The 16,455-nt window shown below is 61.7% G+C and carries 15 protein-coding genes and 1 riboswitch; of the genes, 8 read left to right on the forward strand and 7 right to left on the reverse strand.

What is annotated here, in order from left to right; translation table 11 throughout:
* Positions 1 to 25 precede the first annotated feature (25 nt).
* Both CE636_RS07050 and CE636_RS07055 read left to right on the forward strand, forming a co-directional pair.
* Positions 26 to 1,633, forward strand: coding sequence for an FGGY-family carbohydrate kinase (locus CE636_RS07050; protein WP_017899348.1), 1,608 nt, complete (start codon positions 26 to 28; stop codon positions 1,631 to 1,633).
* 80 nt (positions 1,634 to 1,713) lie between these two features.
* Positions 1,714 to 2,997, forward strand: coding sequence for an RbtT/DalT/CsbX family MFS transporter (locus tag CE636_RS07055; protein WP_004201577.1), 1,284 nt, complete (start codon positions 1,714 to 1,716; stop codon positions 2,995 to 2,997).
* 60 nt (positions 2,998 to 3,057) lie between these two features.
* Here CE636_RS07055 and fbaB read toward each other — a convergent pair whose 3' ends face one another.
* The 3 genes from fbaB to thiM form a co-directional block, all read right to left on the reverse strand.
* The gene (gene fbaB, locus CE636_RS07060; RefSeq protein WP_004201578.1) at positions 3,058 to 4,110 is read right to left on the reverse strand and encodes a class I fructose-bisphosphate aldolase; all 1,053 of its coding nucleotides are present in this window, start codon (positions 4,108 to 4,110) and stop codon (positions 3,058 to 3,060) included.
* 147 nt (positions 4,111 to 4,257) lie between these two features.
* Positions 4,258 to 5,058, reverse strand: coding sequence for a bifunctional hydroxymethylpyrimidine kinase/phosphomethylpyrimidine kinase (thiD, locus tag CE636_RS07065; RefSeq protein WP_017899347.1), 801 nt, complete (start codon positions 5,056 to 5,058; stop codon positions 4,258 to 4,260).
* On the reverse strand, positions 5,055 to 5,828 hold the full coding sequence (gene thiM / locus CE636_RS07070; protein WP_004201581.1) for a hydroxyethylthiazole kinase: 774 nt from the start codon (positions 5,826 to 5,828) through the stop codon (positions 5,055 to 5,057). Before thiM ends, thiD begins: the two co-directional genes overlap by 4 nt.
* 34 nt (positions 5,829 to 5,862) lie before the next feature.
* Positions 5,863 to 5,960: riboswitch (TPP riboswitch) on the reverse strand.
* A 184-nt stretch (positions 5,961 to 6,144) separates the two neighbouring features.
* Here thiM and CE636_RS07075 point away from each other — a divergent pair.
* Positions 6,145 to 6,567, forward strand: coding sequence for a universal stress protein (locus CE636_RS07075; protein ID WP_017899346.1), 423 nt, complete (start codon positions 6,145 to 6,147; stop codon positions 6,565 to 6,567).
* Here the strand turns inward: CE636_RS07075 and CE636_RS07080 are convergent.
* The gene (locus tag CE636_RS07080; protein ID WP_025999155.1) at positions 6,564 to 7,478 is read right to left on the reverse strand and encodes a LysR family transcriptional regulator; all 915 of its coding nucleotides are present in this window, start codon (positions 7,476 to 7,478) and stop codon (positions 6,564 to 6,566) included. The genes CE636_RS07075 and CE636_RS07080 overlap by 4 nt on opposite strands.
* A 120-nt stretch (positions 7,479 to 7,598) precedes the next feature.
* Between CE636_RS07080 and CE636_RS07085 the strand changes: the two genes are divergently transcribed.
* The gene (locus CE636_RS07085) at positions 7,599 to 9,410 is read left to right on the forward strand and encodes an adenine deaminase (RefSeq protein WP_017899345.1); all 1,812 of its coding nucleotides are present in this window, start codon (positions 7,599 to 7,601) and stop codon (positions 9,408 to 9,410) included.
* A gap of 2 nt (positions 9,411 to 9,412) precedes the next feature.
* Positions 9,413 to 10,756, forward strand: coding sequence for an NCS2 family permease (locus tag CE636_RS07090; RefSeq protein ID WP_004201588.1), 1,344 nt, complete (start codon positions 9,413 to 9,415; stop codon positions 10,754 to 10,756).
* Here CE636_RS07090 and CE636_RS07095 read toward each other — a convergent pair.
* Positions 10,746 to 11,645, reverse strand: coding sequence for a LysR family transcriptional regulator (locus CE636_RS07095; protein ID WP_004201589.1), 900 nt, complete (start codon positions 11,643 to 11,645; stop codon positions 10,746 to 10,748). The two genes, CE636_RS07090 and CE636_RS07095, sit on opposite strands and share 11 nt — an antisense overlap.
* Before the next feature lie 183 nt (positions 11,646 to 11,828).
* Here CE636_RS07095 and CE636_RS07100 point away from each other — a divergent pair, with 183 nt between their 5' ends.
* Entirely contained in the window at positions 11,829 to 12,146 is a 318-nt protein-coding gene (locus CE636_RS07100) for an RcnB family protein (protein ID WP_017899344.1), read from the forward strand.
* A complete protein-coding gene (locus tag CE636_RS07105) occupies positions 12,121 to 12,582 on the forward strand; it encodes a GNAT family N-acetyltransferase (protein WP_017899343.1) in 462 nt (153 codons plus the stop codon). The genes CE636_RS07100 and CE636_RS07105 overlap by 26 nt, the downstream gene beginning before the upstream one ends.
* Here CE636_RS07105 and apbC read toward each other — a convergent pair.
* Positions 12,579 to 13,688, reverse strand: a complete 1,110-nt coding sequence (gene apbC / locus CE636_RS07110) for an iron-sulfur cluster carrier protein ApbC (protein WP_004201592.1) — start codon at positions 13,686 to 13,688, stop codon at positions 12,579 to 12,581. The genes CE636_RS07105 and apbC overlap by 4 nt on opposite strands.
* 153 nt (positions 13,689 to 13,841) lie before the next feature.
* On the opposite strand from apbC, the gene metG reads away from it, so the two are divergent.
* The gene (gene metG, locus CE636_RS07115) at positions 13,842 to 15,875 is read left to right on the forward strand and encodes a methionine--tRNA ligase (RefSeq protein WP_004201594.1); all 2,034 of its coding nucleotides are present in this window, start codon (positions 13,842 to 13,844) and stop codon (positions 15,873 to 15,875) included.
* A 109-nt stretch (positions 15,876 to 15,984) separates the two neighbouring features.
* Here the strand turns inward: metG and CE636_RS07120 are convergent, their stop codons facing one another.
* The gene (locus tag CE636_RS07120; protein WP_017899341.1) at positions 15,985 to 16,455 is read right to left on the reverse strand and encodes a DUF1456 family protein; all 471 of its coding nucleotides are present in this window, start codon (positions 16,453 to 16,455) and stop codon (positions 15,985 to 15,987) included.

A 16,455-nucleotide genomic window follows, 5' to 3' on the forward strand; every position in this document is an offset into this window, starting at 1 on the left:
CGTAACCAGCCTGTGAGAGGATGTGATGCAAAACGATACGCAAAACATTATTGGTGTGGATGTCGGTTCGGGCAGCGTGCGCGCCGGAGTCTTCAATCTGCGGGGCGAGCTTCTCGCCCACGCGACCCGGGAAATTACCCTGTTTCGCAGCGCCGGGAATAGGGTTGAGCAGTCGAGCCGTGAAATCTGGCTGGCGGTGTGCTACTGCATTAAAACCGCGGTGGCCAGCGCCGGCGTCCCGCCGTCGTCGATCGCCGGGCTCGGCTTCGATGCCACCTGCTCGCTGGTGGTGATTGGCGATAACGACGCGCCGCTGGCGGTCGGGCCTTCGGACGATCCGGACCGCAATATTATTGTCTGGATGGATCATCGCGCCACCGCGCAGGCGGAAAAGATCAACGCGACGGGCCACCCGGTACTGCAGTACGTTGGCGGCAAAATCTCGCCGGAGATGGAAACGCCGAAAATTCTGTGGCTGAAGGAGAATCGCCCGCACATCTATCAGCAGGCGCGCCACTTCTTCGACCTCGCCGATTACCTTACCTGGCGCTCAACCGGCGATGACGCCCGCTCGGTCTGCACTGTGACCTGTAAATGGACCTACCTGGCGCATGAACAACGCTGGGATGCCGGCTACTTCCGCCAGATTGGCCTCGACGAGCTGGCGGATGAAGATTTTGTCCGCATCGGCCAGCGGATTGTCGCCCCTGGAACCCCTTGCGGCGACGGTCTTTGCGCCACGGCGGCAGAAGAGATGGGCCTGCCGATCGGCACGCCGGTGGCGGTGGGGATGATTGACGCCCACGCGGGCGGCATCGGCACCGTTGGGGTGCTTAACGGCGCGGTCAACAATATGGCCTACGTCTTCGGCACTTCTTCCTGCACCATGACCACCACTGAGGAAGCGGTGTTCGTCCCCGGCGTCTGGGGCCCCTACTATTCGGCGATGGTCCCGGGCTACTGGCTGATTGAAGGCGGACAAAGCGCCGCCGGCGCAGCAATCGACCAGCTGCTGAGCTTCCATCCGGCGGCGGCGGCGGCTTGCGAGCAGGCTAAAGCCGCGGGCGTCCCTCTGCCGGTCTGGCTGGCAGATCGCGTACTGGCGCAGGCTGCCTCGCCTTCTGAGGCTGTCAAGCTGGCCGCCGGTCTACACGTGGTGCCCGAGTTTCTCGGTAACCGCGCGCCGCTTGCCGACCCCCACGCGAAAGCGCTGATTGCCGGGCTGGGGATGGAGCGGGACCTGGATAACCTGACCGCGCTGTACGTTGCCGGGTTATGCGGGATTGGCTATGGCCTGCGACAGATCCTCGACGCCCAGCGCGCCTGCGGAATTGAGAGTGAAAATATCGTCATCAGCGGCGGGGCCGGACAGCATCCGCTGGTGCGGCAGCTGCTGGCCGACGCCTGCGGCGTTAGCGTCGTGAGCACCGCCTGCAGCGAGCCGGTGCTGTTAGGCTCCGCCATCCTCGGCGCCGTCGCGGGCGGAATCACGGCTTCGCTGCCGGAGGCCATGAAGCAATTTACTCAGGTGGATGCCACCTATCACAGCGAGACTGCGTTTAGCTCGCTACATCAGCGCAGGTATGAGGCCTATAAGGCGCTACAACAGGCCGGCAGGCTGATTCGCGAATAACAACCCTCTTTTTTAATAACAATAATGCTCCGCTGCTGTGCAGCGGAGACACTCATCTGCACTCTGAAATCGAGGTCAACATGTCCGTTAATAACAAACAGTGGTACGGTCTACCGCTCAACCTCATCTGGGGATATGTCGCCATCGCCGTGTTTATGACCGGCGACGGCTTTGAGCTGGCTTTTCTCTCGCACTACATCAAAGCACTCGGATTCACCCCGGCGCAGGCTTCCTTTGCCTTTACGCTATACGGTCTGGCCGCCGCCCTGTCGGCGTGGGTCTCCGGCGTGGTAGCGGAGATCATCACCCCACGCAAGGCCATGATGATCGGCTTCGTGCTGTGGTGCGTGTTCCACGTGCTGTTCCTCGTCTTCGGCCTCGGTCGCGCCAACTATGCGCTGATCCTGCTGTTTTATGGCATCCGCGGCCTGGCCTACCCGCTGTTCCTCTACTCATTTATCGTCGCCATTATCCACAACGTTCGCAGCGACAGTTCCAGCTCTGCGCTGGGCTGGTTCTGGGCGGTCTACTCCGTGGGCATCGGCGTGTTCGGCAGCTATATTCCGAGTTTCACCATTCCCCACATTGGCGAAATGGGGACCCTGTGGCTGGCGCTGGTCTTTTGCGCCACCGGCGGCATCATTGCGCTGGTGTCGATGCGTCATACCGAAACGCCGCGCCATATGCAGAACCTGACCACTCGCGAGAAACTCGCCGAACTGGGGCGCGCCGCGACGCTGCTCTATACCAACCGCAGCATCCTGTTCTCGAGCATTGTGCGCATTATTAACACCCTGTCGCTGTTTGGTTTTGCGGTGATTATGCCGATGATGTTCGTTGATGAGCTGGGGTTTACCACCTCGGAGTGGCTCCAGGTGTGGGCGGCCTTCTTCTTCACCACTATCTTTTCGAACGTTTTCTGGGGGATCGTGGCGGAGAAAATGGGCTGGATGAAGGTGATTCGCTGGTTCGGCTGCATCGGGATGGCGTTCTCCAGCCTGGCGTTTTACTACATCCCTCAGCACTTTGGCCACAGCTTTGCGATGGCGCTGGTGCCGGCTATTGCCCTGGGTATTTTCGTCGCCGCATTCGTGCCGATGGCGGCGGTGTTCCCGGCGCTGGAGCCGAACCATAAAGGCGCGGCGATTTCGGTCTATAACCTGTCAGCCGGGCTGTCGAACTTTCTGGCGCCGGCGATCGCCGTGGTGCTGCTGCCCTATTTCAGCACCATCGGGGTGGTTATTGCCTATACCGCCTTATATATTCTGGCCTTCTTCCTGTGCCCGTTAATCCGCGTTGAACAGCCAGGCTTTACCAGTGCTCAGAGTGCAAAACCGTTTACCGCCAACGCGGCGGAGTCTTAATAAACCCGACATCGGGTAGGAACAACGAGCAATCCGGGCGGTGACGCCCGGATTTTCGCCTTAGGCGATGGTGACTTTGCCGTCGAGGTAGACATCCTGCACGGCATTGATCAGCTTCACGCCGTCGGCCATCGATTTCTTAAACGCTTTACGGCCAAGGATCAGCCCCATGCCGCCGGCGCGTTTATTGATCACCGCCGTGCGCACCGCGTCGGCAAGGTCGGTCTCCCCGCCCGCCGCGCCGCCGGAGTTAATCAGCCCGGCGCGGCCCATATAGCAGTTGGCCAGCTGGTAGCGCACCAGATCGATAGGGTTATCGCTGGTCAGTTTGCTGTACACCCGGTCGTCGGTATAGCCGAAGTTAACCGCTTTGTAGCCGCCGTTATTCTCCGCCATTTTCTGCTTAACGATATCGGCGCCGATGGTGGCCGCCAGGTGGTTGGCCTGACCGGTCAGGTCAGCGGAAACATGATAGTCGACACCGTCTTTCTTGAAAGCCGAATTGCGCAGATAGGCCCACAGCACGGTGACCAGGCCCAGCTCATGCGCCCGCTCAAAGGCAGCGGAAATCTCTTCTATCTGACGACGCGATTGTTCCGAGCCGAAATAGATCGTCGCGCCCACGGCCACCGCCCCCATATTGAACGCCTGCTCAACGCTGGCGTAGAGGGTCTGGTCGTACTCGGTGGGGTAGCTCAGCGTTTCGTTATGGTTGAGCTTCACCAGGAAAGGAATGCGATGCGCGTAACGGCGCGACACCGAGGCCAGCACGCCGTAGGTCGACGCCACGCAGTTACAGCCGGCTTCGATCGCCAGCTCGACGATATTTTTCGGATCGAAGTACAGCGGGTTGGCGGCGAAGGAGGCCCCCGCCGAGTGCTCCACGCCCTGGTCGACCGGCAGAATGGAAAGGTAGCCGGTCCCCCCCAGACGTCCGGTGTTGTACAGGGTTTGCATATTGCGTAGCACCGCCGGTGGCCGGTTGTTATCCACCATCACCCGATCAACATAATCTGCGCCAGGCAGATACAGCTGGTCGGCCGGAATGGTTATACAACGGTGCTGCAAAAGGCTCTCGGCATCTTTGCCCAGCAACTGCGTAATATCAGTCATAGCAATCTCCCGTAAGGCCGGCCGGAGCCGGCATGCATTATCCCAACCCAATTATTTTGGGCAGGTTAAGCCTGGTACCGACTTAGCCTATTTTCCAGCCGGGAGGGCATTTTTTCAGGAGATTCTGCTGTCCCGTTACGCTGCCATTTACCACCAGGCGTGGAAATGGTGTACCGGTCCGATGCCGTGGCCCACCTCCAGGGAGTCGGCCTGGGCCAGGGCCGCCGACAGCCAGGCCTTGGCCTCGGTAACGGTGGCCGCCCAGTCGGCGTGACGCGGGCGCAGCGCCGCCAGCGCGGCGGAGAGTGTGCAGCCGGTGCCGTGGGTGTTTTTGGTCTGCACTCGCGGCGCGGTAAATCGCTGTTCCCCTTCGCGGGTGAAGAGCCAGTCCGGGCTTTCGGCATCGTCGAGATGGCCGCCTTTCATTAATACTGCGCCGCAGCCCAGCGCCAGCAGCGCCCGCCCCTGCTCCAGCATTTCGCGCTCGTTGCGCGCATGGGGAGCATCGAGCAGGGCGGCCGCTTCCGGCAGGTTCGGGGTGATCAGCGACACCTGCGGCAACAATCTTTGACGCAGGGTCTCCACCGCCGAGGCCGACAGCAGCGGATCGCCGCTTTTCGCCAGCATGACGGTATCCAGCACCACGTTGGCCACCCGGTAGCGCGCCAGCCGCTCGGCCACGACTTCCACAATATCGGTTTCCGCCAGCATGCCGATTTTGGTGGTATCGATGCGCACATCGCTGAACACCGAATCGAGCTGCGCCGCCACAAAGTCCGGTTCAATACGATAGACCGACTGCACGCCGCGGGTATTCTGCGCCACCAGGGCGGTGATCGCCGAGCAGCCATAGGCTCCCAGCGCGGAGAAGGTTTTCAGATCGGCCTGGATACCGGCCCCGCCGCTGGGATCGGTGCCGGCGATGGTCAGGGCGTTGATGCGTTTCATCCCTGCACCTCCTGATACAGCGCGTCGAGAAACGCCGGAATAAAGCTGCCTGGGCCTCCCTGACGGGCGGCGATTTCCCCGGCCTGCTTCATTAGCCCGCAGGCGGCGGCCACGTTTTCCAGCCGGTCGCCCGGCAGCGCCGCGCTCGCCGCCACCACCGCCGACAGCGCGCAGCCGGTGCCCACCACCCGGGTCATCAGCGCGCTGCCGCCCGCCACGCTGAGCACCCGCTCGCCGTCGGTGACGTAGTCCACCTCGCCGGTGACCGCCACTACGGTACTCAGCTGACGAGCCAGCGCCTGGGCCGCCGGCAGCGCTGCGGCGGCCGTATCGGTGGTATCCACCCCGCGCCCGCCGCCGCTCATCCCGGCCAGCGCCAGAATTTCAGAGGCATTGCCGCGAATGGCCGCCGGCTGCAGGGCCAGCAGCTCGTGACAAAAGGCCGTGCGCACGGTCAGGGCGCCGACCGCTACCGGATCCAGCGTCCAGGGCTTGCCGGCCTGGCGGGCCTGCTCCACTGCGGCGCGCATGGCCACGGCGCGGTCTGCGGTCAGGGTGCCGACGTTGATTAACAGCGCATCGGCGATGGCGGCGAACTGCGCCGCTTCGCGAGGATCGATCACCATCGCCGGCGAGGCGCCGACGGCCAGCAGAACATTGGCGGTAAAGGTCTGCACCACGTCATTGGTCATGCAGTGCACAAGGGGGGAATGGGCGCGCAGCAGATGGCGCAGGTGCGCGACAGGCGCGGGATTCAGCAGCTCAGGCATGGTTTGCTCCCGCCAGACGAGGTAGAAGCAATGACCCTGCGGTCTCTGACTTCCCTACGCTGGCATTATCCAGATCAGGTGGTACGGGTATTTCTCAGCCTTCATTTAAGAAGGGCACCCCGAGTCAAAATAGTGAAATTGTTAAGCGTTGTGGAATTTACCGCAACTCACCGGTTCATACAACAAGCCTTTAGCCCTGCAACGACACCATCGCGGCTATCATGCTTATCAATCGACCGGGCGAGATTGCATTCCGCTGCTGGCGAGCAGAAAATGATGACATCACGCGCTATTTAGCCTACCGAGGATATACGCCATGGCCGTTTATCACCATGCGCTGGTACTGATCAACAGCAGTCAGGACGGCGTCCCGCTGCTCGAGCATGCCGCCAGAATGGCAGAAGAGAACGGCATGCGCATCACCATCGCCCACATCAGCACCGACTACCGGGCGCTGAACTATGTTTCCGACAGCCTGCGCGACGATCAGGTCTCGCAGGAGGTGATCCAGGCCAAAGCCCTGCTCAACGAGCTGGCCTGCACCGTCTCCCTGCCGGTGGATACTCTCTCGCTGGTGACCACTCGCCGGTTTGAAGATGTCGAAGCCTGCATTCGACAGCGGCAGATCGATTTAATTATTGCCGGGCACCATAACCGGCTGCTGGGCGTCCTCTCCTCACACTCGCTGGAGTACATCAACCACTTAACCATAGACGTGCTGATCAAGCACCTGCCCTAGCGCAAGGCGGCCTGTAGCAGGGAAAAACAGTCTTCGATAAGCGGCGGCAGCGCCTGCGGCCCGCGCATCAGGGCCACCGTGCGGGTCAACGCCGGCTGCTGCAGCTGCGCGACCTTGAGCGCCGGGTCCTGCAGATGGGTGGTGTACAGCTCCGGCAGAATCGCCACCGCTAAGCGCGAGCGTACCAGGCCATACAGGGTTTCGATATAGTCCACCTGGTAGCGGGTGGTCAGCGTCAGGCGATGGCTCTCCACTAATGCCGCCACCAGCCGCTGGATATTGCCCTTCGAGAACACGGCAATGTCCCGCCCCACCAGCTGTTTCCACGGCAGATGCGCCTGCGCGGCCAGCGGATCGTCGCGGTGCAGCACCGCCACGAAGGGATCGTCGCGCAGCGGATAGACCAGCAATTCCGCGGGCAGTGAGCTGTCGATCGCCCCGATGCCGAAATCAATCTCGCCACGCTGCAGCGCCAGGATAAGCGCATCGTTGGTCTGATCGTGAAATTCAATGCGCAGGCGGGGAAAGGCCTGGGCCAGGGTCTGCGGCAGCAGAGGAAACAGCAGCGAACTGACCGACGGCACCAGGCCGATGCGCACCGTCCCGTCGCCGCCCGCCTCGACGATCTGCTGCATATCGAAAAAGGCCGCCTGCGCCACGCTGAGGATCCGCTGGGCGTGGGGTAAAATCGCCGCCCCCAGCTCAGTCAGGGTGACCGCCGAAGCGGTGCGGTTGACCAGCTTGCCGCCGAGCACCGTTTCAATCTGCCGCAGGGCGCTGCTCAGCGCCGGCTGGCTAATCGCCAGCCGACTGGCGGTATCGGTAAAATGGCGCAGCTGGGCCAGGGTGACGAAATACTGAAGCTGTTTAAGTGAGAGCGCGGGCAGTCGCTGCCAGGGTTCTTTCATTATCGGGTTCGCTACGGTGGTCCTGCACAATAACCCGAGCTTATCGGGTGATAAATTTATTCATCTGGGCAAACGTTTGCTGTGCCTCTAGAGTATCCGCATTATCCTTGTGCCGGAGTGGTTATGTCCAGCAATGCTCAAGTCCGCCGTCGCGCCGTGCAGGCCGCGCGCGGCGAATCCCCGTTTGATCTGCTGCTGGTCGATGCGCAGATCGTCGATATGGCCACGGGCGAAATTCGCCCCGCTGACGTCGGTATCGTCGGCGAGATGATCGCCAGCGTCCACCCCCGCGGCAGCCGCGCCGACGCCCATAAAGTGCGTTCCCTGGCCGGTAGCTATCTGTCGCCCGGCCTGATGGACACCCACGTGCACCTCGAAAGCTCGCATCTGCCACCCGAGCGCTACGCCGAAATCGTCCTCACCCAGGGCACCACCGCGGTGTTCTGGGATCCGCATGAGCTGGCCAATGTCCTCGGCGTCGAGGGCGTGCGCTACGCGGTAGACGCCAGCCGCCACCTGCCGTTGCAGGTGATGGTCGCCGCGCCGTCGAGCGTCCCCTCCACCCCCGGCCTCGAAATGTCAGGCGCCGATTTCGCCGGCGCGGAAATGGAGACCATGCTCGGCTGGCCGGAAGTGCGCGGCGTGGCGGAAGTGATGGATATGCACGGCGTGCTGCACGGCAGCGAGCGGATGCAGGAGATTGTCCAGGCCGGTCTTAACAGCGGTAAACTGATTGAAGGCCATGCCCGCGGCCTGAGCGGCGCCGACCTGCAGGCCTACCTCGCCGCCGGCGTCACCTCCGATCATGAACTGACCTCGGCGGACGACGCGCTGGAAAAACTGCGCGCCGGACTGACGATCGAGATCCGCGGCTCGCACCCCTATCTGCTGCCGGATATCGTCGCGGCGTTGAAAACGCTGCCGCACCTCTCCTCGCAGATCACCGTCTGCACCGATGACGTGCCGCCGGATATGCTGCTGGAGAAAGGCGGGATCATCGCCCTGCTCAACCTGCTGATCGAGCACGGTTTACCGGCGGTCGACGCGCTGCGTTTCGCCACCCTCAACGCCGCTATTCGTCTGCAGCGCCACGATCTCGGGCTGATTGCCGCCGGGCGGCGCGCCGATCTGGTGGTGTTTGACTCCCTGGAAAAACTGGCGGCCCGCGAAGTCTATGTTGGCGGGGAACGGCTGGCCCAGGCCGGCCGCCTGCTGAAGCCGATCGCCCCGGCGCCGGGCGTAACGCCGCCGCGCGATACCTTACAGATAGCCCCCCTCGCCGCCGATGACTTTATCCTGCGCATCAAGGGCATTCGCCACGGCGTCGCCCGCCTGCGCCATATCCGCGGCGCGCGCTTCACCCAGTGGGGTGAGGTCGAGGTGCAGATCCGCGACGGCCAGGTCCAGCTGCCCGCCGGCTTCAGCCTGATCTGGGTCAAGCACCGCCACGGCCGCCATCAGGCGACGCCGCAAATCGCCCTGCTTGAAGGCTGGGGCGAGCTGCGCGGCGCCATCGCCACCAGCTACTCCCACGACTCACACAATCTGGTGGTGCTCGGGCGCGATGCTGAGGATATGGCGCTGGCGGCCAACCAGCTTATCGCCTCCGGCGGCGGGATGGCGCTGGCGCAACAGGGCGAGATCCTCGCCCATGTGGCGATGCCGATTGCCGGCATGCTGTCGGATCTGCCGGCCGTCGAGCTGGCGCGTCAGTTCCGCGAGCTGCGCGATCTGAGCAGCAGAGTCGCTGACTGGGAGCCGCCGTACCGGGTCTTCAAGGCTATTGAAGGCACCTGTCTTGCCTGTAACGCCGGGCCGCATTTAACCGATTTGGGTCTCACCGACGGCGGCAGCCGCCAGATAGTCGACCCGTTGATAGCCTGCCGGGAGACCCCGGCGCCAACGCCTCACAACAATAATCCTCAGGGAGCCTGAGCATGGCCGATAACACACTTCACTCTTCCGCCCGCGATAACTGGCTGGAGCGCCGCTTTGCGCTGCGCTCGCGCGGCGGCACGCTACGCACTGAATGCCTGGCCGGGATCACCGGTTTCCTCGCCGCCGCCTATTTACTGGTGGTCATCCCGGGACTGCTGGCGATCGGCGGGATGGACAAAGGCGCCGCGACCACCGGCACCATTCTGGTCTTCGTCGTCGGTTCGCTGCTGATGGCGTTTTACGCCAACCTGCCGTTTATCGTCGGCCCGGGCATTGGCGGCTCGGTGCTGGTAGGGGTCACGCTGGCAGGTAGCGAGGGGATTGGCTGGCAGACAGGCCTCGGGATCGCCTGCTGGTCAGGGGTTCTCTTCTTCCTGCTGACCCGCTTTGGCCTGCGCGAAGTGGTCACCCGCTCGGTGCCACAGTCGATCAAGCTGGGGCTGACGGCCTCCATCGGCCTGTTTGTCGCCGTTCTCGGCTTTCGCAACGCCGGGCTGGTGCTCGCCAATGCCAAAACCAACGCCCTGATGCTCGGCGACTTTCTCGCCCCCAGCGCGCTGGTGGCGCTGTGCGGCCTGTTCCTGGCGATAGCCCTGCAGGCGCGTAAGGTGCCGGGCGCCATTTTGTGGGCCATTCTGTGCGCTACCCTGGTGGGGATCCCGTTCGGCGTGACCAAACTGCCGACGCATTTTATCGATGTCCCCCACTCGCTGGCGCCGGTGCTGGGACAGGTCGACCTGCTGGGGGCGTTAAACATCGCCTTCCTGCCGTTCCTGTTCGTCTTTTTCGCTTCTGAGTTTTTCTCCACCATGGGGACGACGCTGGCGGTGGGCGGCGAGGCAGGTCTGCTGGATGAAGAAGGCAACATGCCGCAGATTAATCGCCCGTTTATGGTCGATTCGATTGCTGCGGCGCTCGGCCCGTGGGTGGGGATTCCGGCGGCAACGGCGCTGATCGAGTCCTCGGCGGCAGCGGAAGCCGGCGGCAAAACCGGCCTCACCGCGCTGTCGGCGGCGGTGATGTTCCTGCTGATGCTGCTGTTCACGCCGGTGGCGCTGATGATCCCGAAGGAGGCCACCGCCCCGGCGCTGATCCTGATCGGCCTGAACATGTTCAGCGGCCTGCGCAAAGTGGATCTCGGCAACTTCACCGACGGCCTGCCGGTACTGATGATGGTGATGATCACCCTCATCGCCAACAGCTTCGGCACCGGTATCGCCGGCGGGCTGCTGTTTTACATTGTGATCAAGGCCATCGCCGGCAAGTGGCGGGAAATCCCGATTGGCCTGTGGGTGCTGGCCGTCCCTCTGGTCTACTACTTCGCGACCTTAGTCAGACATTAAGCCCTTCACAATGTGCTTTCACCTCTTCATATAACAAACGCACCGCGGCAGAGAGCTGCTTGCGGTGCGGACAAATCAGGTTCAACGGCACCATATCCCCCTGGTAACGCGGCAGCAGGCGCCGCAGGCGGCCCGCCCGCAGATCGTCGCTGACGTCGAGCATCGATTTATAGGCAATGCCCTCCCCGGCCACCGCCAGCCGCCGGATCACCTCCGCGTCGTCGCTCATCACCGTGCCGGAGACCTTCTGCTGCTGAACTTCTCCGTCGAGGCTCAGTGACCAGCGGTCGAACGGGCGGCCGCGCAAAATGTAGATCAACGCATTGTGCTGGCCGAGCTCCTGAAGGGTCTGCGGCTCGCCGTGGCGGGCGATCCACTCTGGGGAGGCCACCAGCACCCGACGATTTTCCGGCGCCACCGGCAGCGAAATAAACGAGGCGTCATCGTTATTGCCATAGCGGAACGCGACGTCCACCGGATCTTTAAACACGTCGGTCAGCTGGTCGGAAAAGAGCAGCCGCAGGCGCAGCGCCGGATGGCGTTGCCGAAAGTCGCGGAACAAGGTCAGGAGCAGGTTACGCCCGAGGTCTGACGGCACGGCAATCTGCAGCATGCCGCGAATTTCATCATCCGGGGTCTGGATCTTCTGCAGGCCGGCCTCGAGGGTATCGAGCATCTGGGTGGCATACGGCAGCCAGGTCTCCCCCTCCGGCGTCAGGCGCAGGCTGCGGGTCGAGCGGGCGAACAGGCGAATATTGAGGATCGTCTCCAGACGTTTAATCGCCGCGCTCACCTGCGCCGGCTGCTGCCCCGCCTCGCGCGCGGCGTCGCTAAAACTGCCCAGTGCCGCGGCGCGGACAAATAAGGTCAGATCTTCCAGCCTGAACATGCCGATTCTCCCCTGCTTCAGATTGCTCCCAAAATACGCATCACCGTCGCTGCAACGCAAGCGGCGCCGGACTTGCGCCGTGTTTTGCTTACACTTTTTAAAAATCCAGTGCTTGCCATTTCAGCAACGCATCAGGAATGATACGAGGCTGCTATTTTGAGTCCAGGTAATATTGAGGAAATTATGCGTAAAACAAAAATGATGCTTCTGGGCGTACTCCTTGCCACCGCTGGCGCCAGCTGGACGGCTTCTGCCGCGGGGATCGAGCAGTATGCGCTGAAAGAGTTCACCGCCGACTTCACCCAGTTTCACATTGGCGACACCGTTCCGGCGATGTACCTTACCCCGGAATACAACATCAAAGGCTGGCAGCAGCGTAATCTTCCCGCGCCGGACGCCGGCAGCCACTGGACCTATATGGGCGGTAACTACGTGCTGATCACCGACACCGAAGGCAAAATCCTCAAGGTGTACGATGGCGAGATCTTCTATCATCGCTGATCCGCTTAATATCCGCATCCGCCCCGGCGAACCAGCGGACTCTCCGGCGCTGCGCCAGCTCTTCCTGCGGGCGCGCAGTGTATCGTGGACCTGGCTTCCCTCCACGACCTGGCGGCTGGAAGATTTCGATGCCGCCACCGCGGATGAACAGCTGTGGGTCGCGGAATGCGACGGCCTGCCGGTGGGCTTTGCCGCCGTATGGACCGCCGATAATTTCCTTCACCATCTGTTCGTCGACCCGGACTGGCAGGGCAAACATATCGGCAGCGCGCTGCTGGCGCAGGTCGAACGGACCTTTACCGCCAGCGGGACGCTGAAGTGCCTGATGGAAAATAAAAACGCCCTGCGCTTCTACCAGCGTCACGGCTGGACCATCGAAGCACAGGGCGCCTCGCCCGAGGGCGGATACTGGCTGATGCGCTCGCCGCGGCCTTAAACGGCGCGGAAGGCAATCTCACCCGGGATCACTTCTCCCTGCCAGTACATCTGGGCCGCCACCCGGCCCGCCAGCTGGCGGTAAATGTCGGTAAATTCGCTTTCCGGACGCGCCACCACCGTCGGCGTGCCGTTATCCAGATCTTCCCGCAGCGTAATATGCAGCGGCAGCTGGCCCAGCAGCTGGGTGTGGTATTTCTCGGCCAGTTTTTGCGCGCCGCCGGTGCCGAAGATCGGCTCGTGGTGCCCGCAGTTGCTGCAGATATGCATGCTCATGTTTTCCACGATCCCCAGCACTGGCACTTCCACTTTCTCGAACATCACGATGCCCTTTTTGGCGTCGATCAGCGCGATGTCCTGCGGCGTGGTGACCACCACCGCGCCGGTGACCGGAATGTTCTGCGCCAGCGTCAGTTGAATGTCGCCAGTGCCCGGCGGCATATCCAGCACCAGGTAATCCAGATCCGGCCACAGGGTCTCCTGCAGCATCTGCATCAGCGCCTTGCTGGCCATCGGGCCGCGCCAGACCATGGCGTTGTCGTCAGTCACCAGGTAGCCGATGGAATTGGTGGCCAGCCCGTACTTCATGATCGGCGCCATATGGGTGCCGTCCGGCGAGGTCGGGCGGCTGTCTTCCGCGCCAAGCATGGTCGGAATCGACGGGCCGTAGATATCGGCATCCAGAATGCCCACCTTCGCCCCTTCCGCGGCGAGTGCCAGCGCCAGGTTTACCGCCGTGGAGGATTTACCGACACCGCCTTTCCCGGAGCTGATGGCGATAATGTTCTTCACGCCGTTGATCCCGGGCTGGTTTTTCACGCGCTTGAGGGTGGCGATGCTGTGGGTCAGCTTCCAGTCGATAGCCTTCGCGCCAGTGATGCGCAGCAGCTCGGCGCTGCACTGCTCTTTCAGCGCTTCGAAGGCGCTGCTCCAGACGAACGGCATCTGCAGCTCAATATGAATGGTATCATCCAGCCAGGCGACATGGTGCAGCGCCTTGAGGGTGGTGAGGTTATGCTTCAGGGTTGGGTGCTGGAAATTGGCCAGCGTCCCGGCGACCATCGCACGTAGGCGCTCGGGGGATTTGGCCTGGGATTGCGAATTCATCCCGACTCCTTTGTTGTTTTGAGATGCTTTCAGTAATCACAGAGTTTATCACAGGTAAGGATTATCCATATATGGGCAGCCATTTATGGCGCACCCACAGCCCTTTTGGTAATATCGGAAGCCCTTTTTACAACAGAAGATGTAATGCTCACTATGACTCAAGTCGCGAAGAAAATTCTGGTAACGTGCGCCCTGCCGTACGCCAACGGCTCCATCCACCTCGGCCACATGCTGGAGCACATCCAGGCTGATGTCTGGGTCCGTTACCAGCGAATGCGCGGCCATGAAGTCAACTTCATCTGCGCCGACGACGCCCACGGCACGCCGATTATGCTCAAGGCGCAACAGCTCGGTATCACTCCGGAGCAGATGATTGGCGAGATGAGTCAGGAGCATCAGACCGATTTTGCCGGCTTCGACATCAGCTACGATAACTATCACTCGACGCATAGCGATGAGAACCGCGAGCTGTCGGAGCTGATCTACACTCGTCTGAAAGAGAACGGTTTTATCAAAAACCGTACCATCTCTCAGCTCTACGATCCGGAAAAAGGCATGTTCCTGCCGGACCGTTTTGTGAAAGGCACCTGTCCGAAGTGTAAATCTCCGGACCAGTACGGCGATAACTGCGAAGTGTGCGGCGCGACTTACAGCCCTACCGAGCTTATCGACCCGAAATCGGTGGTCTCCGGCGCCACGCCGGTGATGCGTGACTCCGAACATTTCTTCTTCGACCTGCCGTCATTCAGCGAAATGCTGCAGGCGTGGACCCGCAGCGGCGCGCTGCAGGAGCAGGTGGCGAACAAAATGCAGGAGTGGTTTGAGTCCGGCCTGCAGCAGTGGGACATCTCCCGCGATGCGCCGTACTTCGGCTTCGAAATTCCGAACGCGCCGGGCAAATACTTCTACGTCTGGCTGGACGCGCCGATCGGCTACATGGGCTCCTTCAAGAACCTGTGCGACAAGCGCGGCGACACCACCAGCTTCGACGAATACTGGAAGAAAGACTCCACGGCCGAGCTGTATCACTTTATCGGCAAGGACATCGTCTACTTCCACAGCCTGTTCTGGCCGGCGATGCTGGAAGGCAGCCAGTTCCGTAAGCCGACCAACCTGTTCGTGCACGGCTACGTGACGGTCAACGGCGCGAAGATGTCCAAGTCGCGCGGCACCTTTATCAAGGCCAGCACCTGGCTGAAACACTTTGATGCCGACAGCCTGCGCTACTACTACACCGCCAAGCTCTCTTCGCGCATCGATGACATCGACCTTAACCTGGAAGACTTTATCCAGCGCGTGAATGCCGACATCGTCAACAAGGTGGTTAACCTCGCCTCGCGCAACGCCGGCTTTATCAGCAAGCGTTTTGACGGCGTGCTGGCCGCTGAGCTGGCCGACCCGGCGCTGTACAAAACCTTCACCGACGCGGCGGAAAGCATCGGCGAAGCGTGGGACAGCCGCGAGTTCGGTAAGGCCATCCGCGAAATCATGGCGCTCGCCGACGTGGCCAACCGCTATGTCGATGAGCAGGCGCCGTGGGTGGTGGCGAAACAGGAAGGCCGCGACGCCGACCTGCAGGCCATCTGCACCATGGGTCTGAACATGTTCCGCGTGCTGATGACCTGGCTGAAACCGGTCCTGCCGCAGCTGGCCGCGCGTGCGGAAGCGTTCCTCAACAGCGAGCTGAGCTGGGACGCCATTCAGCAGCCGCTGCTGGCGCACAAGGTCAATCCGTTTAAGGCGCTGTACAACCGCATCGAGATGAAACAGGTGGAAGCCCTGGTTGAAGCGTCAAAAGAAGAGGTGAAAGCCGCAGCTGCGCCAGTGACCGGCCCGCTGGCGGACGATCCGATTCAGGACACCATCACCTTTGATGATTTCGCCAAAGTCGATCTGCGCGTGGCGCTGATTGAGAACGCGGAATTTGTTGAAGGCTCCGACAAGCTGCTGCGCCTGACGCTGGATCTGGGCGGCGAGAAACGTAACGTCTTCTCCGGCATCCGCTCCGCTTATCCGGATCCGCAGCCGCTGATTGGCCGCCTGACGGTGATGGTCGCCAACCTGGCGCCGCGCAAAATGCGCTTCGGTATCTCGGAAGGGATGGTGATGGCCGCCGGCCCTGGCGGGAAGGATATCTTCCTGTTAAGCCCTGACGACGGCGCCAGGCCGGGTCAGCAGGTGAAATAATAAAAAAGCCGGATTAACCATCCGGCTTTTTTTTGCCCGGCGGCGCTGCGCTTGCACGGGCCTACGGGTTATGTAGACCGGGTAAGGCGAAACCGCCACCCGGCAAAAATCACGGTTTCGGGTGATGCACCCGCTGGGTCAGCCCGCGCAGGAAATTGCGCAGAAACTGGTCGCCGCACTCGCGGTAGTTTTTGTGGTCAGGCGATCGCATCATGGCGGTCACTTCCGGCACCGACACGCGGTATTTCTGCTCGCTCATGATCGCCACAATATCGTCCGTTTTCAGCGAGAAGGCGATCCGTAGCTTTTTCAGCACCGTGTTGTTATTCACCCGACGCTCCAGCGCTAACTCCGGCGCCGAATCGTCTTTGCCGCGCTTGTCATAGATAAGGCCGTTGAGGAAACCCGACAGGATAATGTCCGGGCAGCGGACAAAGCCCTCTTCATCCTCTTTCGTGGTCCAGGTGTCGAAGCTGGCGGAGGTGGATTCCATAGCGGATAGCGCAAGAATGCGCACCATATCGTTATTATTGACTTTCAGGGTGTAGCGCAGGCTACGAAGAATATCATTACTGAGCAT

This window comes from Klebsiella sp. LY (assembly GCF_004010915.1).
In the GTDB taxonomy this organism is placed as follows: Bacteria; Pseudomonadota; Gammaproteobacteria; order Enterobacterales; family Enterobacteriaceae; genus Klebsiella; species Klebsiella quasipneumoniae.

Bases quoted from the DNA above. Each gene is read 5' to 3' on its own strand.
- fbaB (WP_004201578.1), bottom strand. From the start codon at position 4,110: ATGACTGATATTACGCAGTTGCTGGGCAAAGATGCCGAGAGCCTTTTG.
- CE636_RS07050 (WP_017899348.1), top strand. From the start codon at position 26: ATGCAAAACGATACGCAAAACATTATTGGTGTGGATGTCGGTTCGGGC.
- CE636_RS07090 (WP_004201588.1), top strand. From the start codon at position 9,413: ATGGCCGATAACACACTTCACTCTTCCGCCCGCGATAACTGGCTGGAG.
- CE636_RS07120 (WP_017899341.1), bottom strand. From the start codon at position 16,455: ATGCTCAGTAATGATATTCTTCGTAGCCTGCGCTACACCCTGAAAGTC.
- CE636_RS07075 (WP_017899346.1), top strand. From the start codon at position 6,145: ATGGCCGTTTATCACCATGCGCTGGTACTGATCAACAGCAGTCAGGAC.
- thiD (WP_017899347.1), bottom strand. From the start codon at position 5,058: ATGAAACGCATCAACGCCCTGACCATCGCCGGCACCGATCCCAGCGGC.
- CE636_RS07055 (WP_004201577.1), top strand. From the start codon at position 1,714: ATGTCCGTTAATAACAAACAGTGGTACGGTCTACCGCTCAACCTCATC.
- metG (WP_004201594.1), top strand. From the start codon at position 13,842: ATGACTCAAGTCGCGAAGAAAATTCTGGTAACGTGCGCCCTGCCGTAC.
- CE636_RS07105 (WP_017899343.1), top strand. From the start codon at position 12,121: ATGGCGAGATCTTCTATCATCGCTGATCCGCTTAATATCCGCATCCGC.
- apbC (WP_004201592.1), bottom strand. From the start codon at position 13,688: ATGAATTCGCAATCCCAGGCCAAATCCCCCGAGCGCCTACGTGCGATG.
- thiM (WP_004201581.1), bottom strand. From the start codon at position 5,828: ATGCCTGAGCTGCTGAATCCCGCGCCTGTCGCGCACCTGCGCCATCTG.
- CE636_RS07100 (WP_017899344.1), top strand. From the start codon at position 11,829: ATGCGTAAAACAAAAATGATGCTTCTGGGCGTACTCCTTGCCACCGCT.
- CE636_RS07095 (WP_004201589.1), bottom strand. From the start codon at position 11,645: ATGTTCAGGCTGGAAGATCTGACCTTATTTGTCCGCGCCGCGGCACTG.
- CE636_RS07085 (WP_017899345.1), top strand. From the start codon at position 7,599: ATGTCCAGCAATGCTCAAGTCCGCCGTCGCGCCGTGCAGGCCGCGCGC.